Consider the following 7,721-nt stretch of genomic DNA (forward strand, 5'->3'; position numbering starts at 1 on the left):
TTGATGTATAGTAGAATTTTTAAAAGAGTGATTTTATTCACTCTTTTTATCGGTATTAGTTTATCTAGTTCTTCATTCATTAAACCACAAACTTATGTTAGAATGGAGAAGACTTACGGACAAGTTAGTGTTAAAAGACTTGAAAAACTAGATAAGTTAATGCAAGATATACAAAATACAAATGATGCAAATAAATTAGTAAAAGTTAATGAATTTTTTAATGACCCAAGTATTATAAAATGGCAAGATGATATGATAACTTGGGGTAAGACTGATTATTGGGCTAATAGATTTGAATCACTTGGAAAGGGTTTTGGAGATTGCGAAGATTTCGTAATCGCAAAATATCTTACTTTACTTGATTTAGGAGTTAGTGAAGAAAAATTATTTTTTACATACGTATATGCTAATTTAAATGGCAAATGGATTTCTCATATGGTTTTAGCATATTATGAAAAACCTAACGATATTCCTTTTATTTTAGATAGTAATACAAATTCAATTAAAAGAGCAAATAAAAGAGTTGATTTAAAGCCTGTGTTATCGTTTAATGCTAAAGACTTATTTTTAGCACAACAAGCATCAAGCGGTAAATTATCGGCAAAATCTTCAAAATATACAAAAGATTGGTCTAGTTATTTAGAGAATTTAAAAAAGGGTGATTTATGACTTTATTTAAGCAAATTTTATTAGGTGCTATAGTTTTTATATTAATTATAATAGCTATTGTTGGTGTTAAAAATTATCAAACTACAAATGATTTTATAAACGAGCAATTAAGTGCAAATGCAAAGCATACAGCAACTTCACTAGGATTATCAATTGCTACTTTAGATAATGTTGATAAAGATAGCGTTGAGCTTATGATTAATGCTATTTTTGATAGTGGATATTATCAAGAAATTAAATTCACTGACGCAAATGATGAGATAGTTTATGATAAAAGTAAAGAAAAAGTATTTTATGGAGTTAGTGATTTATTTGTAAAACTTGTAAATATTAGCACTCCTGTTGAGAGTTTTGAGATTAGACAATGGAATAAAATAGGCACTATTTATGTGCAAATTAGCCCTGCATTTGCTTACGAGCAACTTTATACAACCCTTAAAGAATTGTTTATTAATTTAGTGATTATTTTTATAGTTTCAATGATTTTAATTTATTTTTCACTAAAAGCGATTTTAGCACCACTAAATAAGGTTAGAAAACAAGCAGAAGCTATACTTGAACACGAGTTTATAATACAAAATAAACTACCATTTACCCAAGAAGTTAGAAAAATGGTAATGGCAATGAACTCAATGGTAGGTAAGGTTAAAGATATATTTGATAAAGAGAGTGAAACACTAGATAAATACAATGATTTGCTTTATAAAGATGAAAGAACTAAGCTATTTAATAGAAGATATTTTATAAATAAATTTGAATCAATTAAAAGTAGGGAAGAATATTCAAATGGATATTGCTTTTTATTAAGCATTAAAGAAACTTATAATCTAAAAAAGATTTTAGGTTTTAATAAATCTATGGAATTTTTAGGAAGATTATCAGATATTTTAAGAGATAATGATAAGGTTTTTGATAGTGAATGTGTGTTTTCAATTAATGAAAATGATTTCGCTGTTTTAGGTGAGAATTCTTTAGGTTTTGAAGAAAACTGCGTAAATTATCTAAATAAAATAAAAGATTTATTTAAAGAATTTGGACTTGATGATAGTGAGTTTTTAATAAGCAGTTCTTTAAGTTCTTATGAAGGAAAAAAGCTAAATGAAATTCTTGCTGAACTAGACTTATTGTTAATTAAAAATAAGACTAATTATTCTTTAAACAAATCAAATAATTCTGATAATATTATCTTAGGTAAAGAGCAATTTAGAACATTTATTTATAACGCTATGAATAATAATGATTTTTGTTTTGCTAGCCAAGAAGTTTTAGATACTGATAATAATGTATATCATAAAGAATTATATTTGAGATTAAAATATAAAAATGAATTAAAAAATGCTTCTTATTTTATGCCTATTGTAAATGAGCTTAATTTATCAAAAGAATTAGATATTTATGTATTAAGCAAGGCTTTAAGTGAAGAATTTAAATCAGGAATTTCTGTAAATATTTCAAATGATTTAATAAAAGCAGAAAATTATCAAAAATTAGAAAAAATATTCAAAACTAGAAAAAATGAAAAAGTTTATTTAGAACTTGCTATGAGTAAGGAATTAAATATTAGAAATCTTATTGAGTTTTCAAGATTTGCTAAGACTTATGATATAGCTTTAGGGCTTGACCATTTTACTTTAAACAAAGAAAACTTAAGTATTTTAAATGAATTAAATATTTCTTATATTAAAGTTCAGGCAAGAACATTGCTTGATTTATTAGAAGATGTTAATGCTAGTGGGGCTAAAAATGCTTTAGAAATTATCTTAAATTCAAAAGGAATAAAAATAATTGCAATAGGTATAGAAGATGAAGAAACTTATAACAAAATAAAAGAATTAAATATTAATTTAGTTCAAGGAAATTACACAAGTAAAGTTAAGGAAGAAATATGATAAATACAAAAACAGATGAATTGCTAGATTGTCTAGTTATTCTTACTAAGCTTTATAACAATCCTTATAGTGCCGAAGCACTTACAGCTGGGTTGCCTTATGATAAAAATTTAGGCGGTATAGAGCTATTTTCAAAAAATAATAAAAAATCTCTTTTTAGTAGAGCTGCAAAAAGAGCTGGTTTTGCTAGCACATTAGTAAAAAAAGATTTAAAAGATATTCCTAATTTAGTATTGCCTTGTATTTTAATGCTAAAAGACCAAAAAGCATGTATTTTACAAAGTTTTCAAGATAATGATAAATTAAGTATTATTTTTCCAGGATTTGATGGTGCAGCTACATTGGTTAGTAAAGCAGAAATTGAAGAAGAATATTTAGGTTATGCTTTTTATTTAAAAAGAGAATTTGTTATTAAAAATGAAATAAATAATCTTAAAAATAACCCTAATGAGCATTGGTTTTGGGATACGCTTAAAAAATCAAAATCAATTTATGTAGATGTTTTACTAGCTTCATTTATTATAAACTTATTTGTTTTAGCAGGTCCGCTTTTTACAATGAATGTTTATGATAGGGTTGTGCCTAATAATGCAATTGAGACTTTATGGGTTTTAGCTTTAGGAGTATTTGTTGTTTATACAATTGATATGATTATTAAATTAGTTAGAGCTTATTTTTTAGAAACAGCTTCAAAAAAGAGCGATATTATTATGAGCTCATTAATTTATGAAAGAGTGTTGGATATTAAATTGAGTTCTAGACCTGCTAGTGTTGGTTCTTTTGCACAAAATCTAAAAGAATTTGATACGCTTAAAAGTTTTTTTGCAAATGCTAGTATTGCTGCTATTGTGGATTTGCCATTTTGTATAATATTTTTAGCAACAATTTATTTTCTAGCAGGGCATTTAGTAGTAGTTCCTGTTGTTGTTATGATACTTATTTTAATTTATACATTTAGTATTAGAAAACCTTTACAGACTTCAATAGAAAGCACATATCAAGCAAGTGCATTTAAAAATGGTGTTTTAATTGAGAGTTTAAATACACTTGAGACAATTAAGACTTTAGGTGCAGCATCTTCTTCTCAATGGATATACGAAGAAGCAACAGGAGAAATTGCTAATAAAAGTATAAAAAATAAATTATTATCTAGTTCTATTCCTATGGTTACAGGGTTTTTAGTTCAATTTAACACTATTGCTATTGTTGTATTGGGTGTTTATATGATTAAGGATATGGAGCTTAGTATGGGTGGTCTTGTTGCTAGTGTGATTTTAAGTTCTCGTGCAATATCTCCTATGGGTCAGGTAGCTTCTCTTATATCAAATTACGAGCAGACTAAAACAGCTTATAAGAGCCTTAATGATATTATGAATATGCCAGTAGAGCGTGAAAATGGCAAAAAATTCGTAAGAAGAAATAATTTCTTAGGTGGTATTGAGTTTAAAAATGTTTCATTTGCTTATCCAGAAGCTAAAAAAGAATCTTTAAGTGATGTTAGCTTTAAAATTAATGCTGGAGAAAAAGTTGCAATTATTGGTAAAAATGGTAGTGGAAAAACAACTATAGAAAAATTAATTATGGGACTTTATGAGCCAAGTAAAGGCAGTATTCATGTAGATGGTATTGATATTGAGCAAATTGACCCAGTGGATTTAAGAGAGCATATTGGCTATGTTTCTCAAGATATTATGCTATTTAAAGGCACTTTAAGAGAAAATATAGTTTATAAAGCACCTTATGCAAGTGATGAAGAAATTATAAAAGCTGCAAATATTTCTTGTGTTAGTGAATTTGTAAATTCTCACCCACTTGGATTTGATATGCCTGTTTATGAGCGTGGAGAAGGTATAAGTGGGGGTCAAAGACAAGCTATTGCAATATCAAGAGCGTTTATAACAAATACACCTATTATGCTATTAGATGAGCCAACAAATCAAATAGATACTCAAACAGAAGCAAAAGTTATAAATAATTTAAAAGAAGCTTGCAAAGATAAAACATTAATAGTAATTACTCATAAACAATCACTTCTTAATCTAGTTGATAGAATAATTGTAATTGATAATGCTAAGGTAGTTTTAGATGGAAGTAAAGAAGAAGTTTTAGCAAAGTTAGGAGCTAGTAAATGAAAAACTATACAAAAGATGATTTAGATTTTATGAATAGCTTATCACAAGCTGTATTATCAAAAAGCTCTCAAAAAACAAAAACTATGCTTTATATAATTATTACTTGTGTAATTGGTTTGATTGCTTGGATGAGTGTAGCAGAGATTGATGAGATTACAAGGGGGCAGGGCAAGGTAGTGCCTAGTGGTCAAAATCAAGTAGTTCAAAACCTAGAAGGTGGTATAGTTCAAGAATTATTAGTAAGAGAAGGCGATGTTGTAAAAAAAGGTCAAGTATTGCTTAAGATTGATAATAAAAGTTTTGAGAGTTCTTTAGGCGAGAGTGAAGTAAAAATTAGTGAGCTTTTGGCTAAAAAAATTAGGCTTTTTGCTCAAGCAAATAGTAAAGAATTTGATATTAGTATTTTAAGCGAAGATGAAGTAAATAAAATTTTCCCACAGACTTTAAAAAACGAACAAAGTTTATATGAGAGTAATATAGAGCAATTAAAAGAAAAAATTTCTCAAAAAGAAAGCGAAATAAAGGAACTAAAATCAAAAATCAACCATCTAAGCACGAGTTATAATTTAGTATCTAAACAAAATGATTTGACTTATAGTCTTTATAAAAAAGGTAGTGTAAGTGAAGTTGAATATTTACAAATTAGCAGACAATTAAATGATATTAGGGGAGAATTATCTCAAGCAAGATTATCACTGCCTAAATTAGAAGCTACATTAAATGAAATAAGATTAGGTTTTATTAATGATTCTAAAAAAGAACTAAATGAAACAAATGCTGAAATCGCTAGAATTAATAAAAGTCAAATAGGTCTTGATGATAGGGTTGATAGAACCTTAGTAAAAAGCCCTGTAAATGGTATAGTTTCAAAGCTTAATGTTCATACGGTTTCAGGAGTAATCAAGCCAGGTGAAAATATAGCTGAAATAGTTCCACTTGATGATAGATTGATTGCTGAAGTTAAGGTTAAACCTGCTGATGTGGCATTTTTAAGAGAAGGTTTGAGAGCTATTATTAAGGTAAGTGCTTATGATTTTAGTATTTATGGTGGACTTGAAGGACAAGTTATGCAAATTAGTGCCGATACAGAAACCAATGATAAAGGAGAGAGTTTTTATTTAGTAAAAATCGTAACAGAAAAAAATCATCTAGGAACAGATGAACACCCACTAAATATTAAGGTGGGTATGATAGTAAATGCTGATATTGTTACTGGTAAAAAGACTATATTAGATTATTTATTAAAACCAATATTTAAAACCAAACAAAATGCTTTAAGGGAAAGATAATGCAAATAATTATAAATGTAGAAGATAAAGAGCTAAGAACTTATTTAGAAGAAATATTGAATGATTTTAATGTATATTCAACAAATTATTTAGATGTAATAATAGCTAAATACAAAGATGCTAATGTTATAATTTGCGATAATATTGATAATATAAAAGAATTATCAAAATATAATTTTAAATGCCTAGCTATATCAAAAAATCCAAATTTTATAGAATCTCAAGCGTTTTTAAATGGCAATGCTAAAGGTTATGCAAATGCAAGAATGCAAAAAATTCACTTTATAGATGCAATTAATTGTATTAGTAATGGTGGTATATGGTTATTACCTGATATTATTAGTAATATGATAAGTCTTATTAATCAAAGCTATAAACAAGATAATAATGATTTATATGAATTATTAACTGATAGAGAAAAAGTAGTTGCAAATTATATAAAAGATGGATTAAACAACGCACAAATTGCTAATATTTTGCAGCTTAGTGAAAGAACTATAAAGGCTATAACTTCAACTATTTATCAAAAAGTAGGGGTTAAAAATAGAATTCAATTCGTAATGGCTTTAAAAAATATTGATAAATAAATATAAAGTCCTATTTTAAATTCTTGTTTAAAATAGGATTAAAATTGTATTCTTTTAGTTAATATTTTTAATTAATAATTATTATTACTTAAGTTTTATTTAACTTTGTTTATTTATACTACGCCTTTTTAAATTATTACAAAAAAGGATTTAAATGAAACTATCACAAAAAATTTCCATATATCTTACCGCAGTTTTAATAATTGCATCAGTAATTTTAACTTCATACGAATTAAATAGAGTTAAAACTATTATTAATTCAAATTACAATGAATTAAATAGAAATGATATAACTTTAAAGAATTTGTATATAAATTCTTATATAGATGTAAAATTAAATAATATTAAAAAAATTGCTAAAAAATTTGAAGAAGCAAAAGATGTAAGCCCAAATTTTATTAAGCAAATAATAGAAGATGATAATAAGATTTTAGATTTTAAAGGTTTATTTGTAGGTTTAACAAATGGCGATGTTTATAAGGCTGAATCTGATTTAACTTTTAGATTAATTCCTAATTTTGATGGTAGAACTAGAGCTTGGTATAAAGAAGCTTTAGAATTAAAGCAAGCAAATTTATCTTCAGTATATCAAGATGTTTCAAGTAAAAAATCAGCCACAACTATTTTTGCACCTGTAGTAATTGATAATAAAATAGTAGCTGTTGTTGGTGGTAATATTTTAATTGATGATTTTAGCGATGAGATTACTAGAGCAAATTCTTTAAAAAATTCTAGCACTATAATTTTAGATAAAAATGATGAGATTATTTCAAGTTCTAATAAAGATGATTTAGGTAATCCTGAATGGAAAAAAGAATTTGTAAGTAAATTACAAAATTATTATAAAAATGATAATAGTGGTAATTTTATATTTAATAAAAATGATAAAGAATATATAGCTTATTGTTTAGAAGATAAATTAACAGGATATGATGTTTGCTCAATTATGCCAAAGGCAAATATTGATGATACTATTCACAATAGTATGATGAATTCGATTTATGAGTTTATAATATTTATTATTGTAGTTATAGGAATTTTATACTATTTAATCAAAAAATCTTTAAATCCTATGATTGCTATGCAAAATGGTTTAACTGAATTTTTTGAATTTTTAAATTATGAAAAAAATGATGCTAATAAAATCGCAATCAC

At 26.1% G+C, this 7,721-nt stretch carries 6 protein-coding genes; all 6 read left to right on the forward strand.

Annotation, left to right across the window (positions count from 1 at the left end):
• The first annotated feature begins 3 nt into the window (after positions 1 to 3).
• Positions 4 to 669, forward strand: a complete 666-nt coding sequence (locus AVBRAN12637_RS04910) for a transglutaminase-like cysteine peptidase (RefSeq protein ID WP_214120625.1) — start codon at positions 4 to 6, stop codon at positions 667 to 669.
• The gene (locus tag AVBRAN12637_RS04915; protein WP_214118432.1) at positions 666 to 2,558 is read left to right on the forward strand and encodes a bifunctional diguanylate cyclase/phosphodiesterase; all 1,893 of its coding nucleotides are present in this window, start codon (positions 666 to 668) and stop codon (positions 2,556 to 2,558) included. The genes AVBRAN12637_RS04910 and AVBRAN12637_RS04915 overlap by 4 nt, the downstream gene beginning before the upstream one ends.
• Positions 2,555 to 4,690, forward strand: coding sequence for a type I secretion system permease/ATPase (locus AVBRAN12637_RS04920; protein ID WP_239803607.1), 2,136 nt, complete (start codon positions 2,555 to 2,557; stop codon positions 4,688 to 4,690). Before AVBRAN12637_RS04915 ends, AVBRAN12637_RS04920 begins: the two co-directional genes overlap by 4 nt.
• Positions 4,687 to 5,979 carry an HlyD family type I secretion periplasmic adaptor subunit gene (locus tag AVBRAN12637_RS04925; protein ID WP_214118428.1) on the forward strand — a complete coding sequence of 431 codons (1,293 nt, stop codon included), beginning with the start codon at positions 4,687 to 4,689 and terminating at the stop codon, positions 5,977 to 5,979. The genes AVBRAN12637_RS04920 and AVBRAN12637_RS04925 overlap by 4 nt, the downstream gene beginning before the upstream one ends.
• Positions 5,979 to 6,566 (forward strand): response regulator transcription factor, encoded by a 588-nt coding sequence (locus tag AVBRAN12637_RS04930; RefSeq protein ID WP_336615436.1) that lies wholly within the window; start codon positions 5,979 to 5,981, stop codon positions 6,564 to 6,566. Before AVBRAN12637_RS04925 ends, AVBRAN12637_RS04930 begins: the two co-directional genes overlap by 1 nt.
• 154 nt (positions 6,567 to 6,720) lie before the next feature.
• Positions 6,721 to 7,721: cache domain-containing protein (locus AVBRAN12637_RS04935; RefSeq protein ID WP_336607021.1), on the forward strand; the 1,001-nt coding region annotated here is incomplete at its 3' end.

The organism is Campylobacter sp. RM12637, assembly GCF_020137645.1.
GTDB lineage: Bacteria > Campylobacterota > Campylobacteria > Campylobacterales > Campylobacteraceae > Campylobacter_E.

What these genes read in the sequence shown, in the direction of transcription:
- AVBRAN12637_RS04920 (WP_239803607.1), top strand. Translation starts at nt 2,555, where the DNA reads ATGATAAATACAAAAACAGATGAATTGCTAGATTGTCTAGTTATTCTT.
- AVBRAN12637_RS04915 (WP_214118432.1), top strand. Translation starts at nt 666, where the DNA reads ATGACTTTATTTAAGCAAATTTTATTAGGTGCTATAGTTTTTATATTA.
- AVBRAN12637_RS04930 (WP_336615436.1), top strand. Translation starts at nt 5,979, where the DNA reads ATGCAAATAATTATAAATGTAGAAGATAAAGAGCTAAGAACTTATTTA.
- AVBRAN12637_RS04910 (WP_214120625.1), top strand. Translation starts at nt 4, where the DNA reads ATGTATAGTAGAATTTTTAAAAGAGTGATTTTATTCACTCTTTTTATC.
- AVBRAN12637_RS04925 (WP_214118428.1), top strand. Translation starts at nt 4,687, where the DNA reads ATGAAAAACTATACAAAAGATGATTTAGATTTTATGAATAGCTTATCA.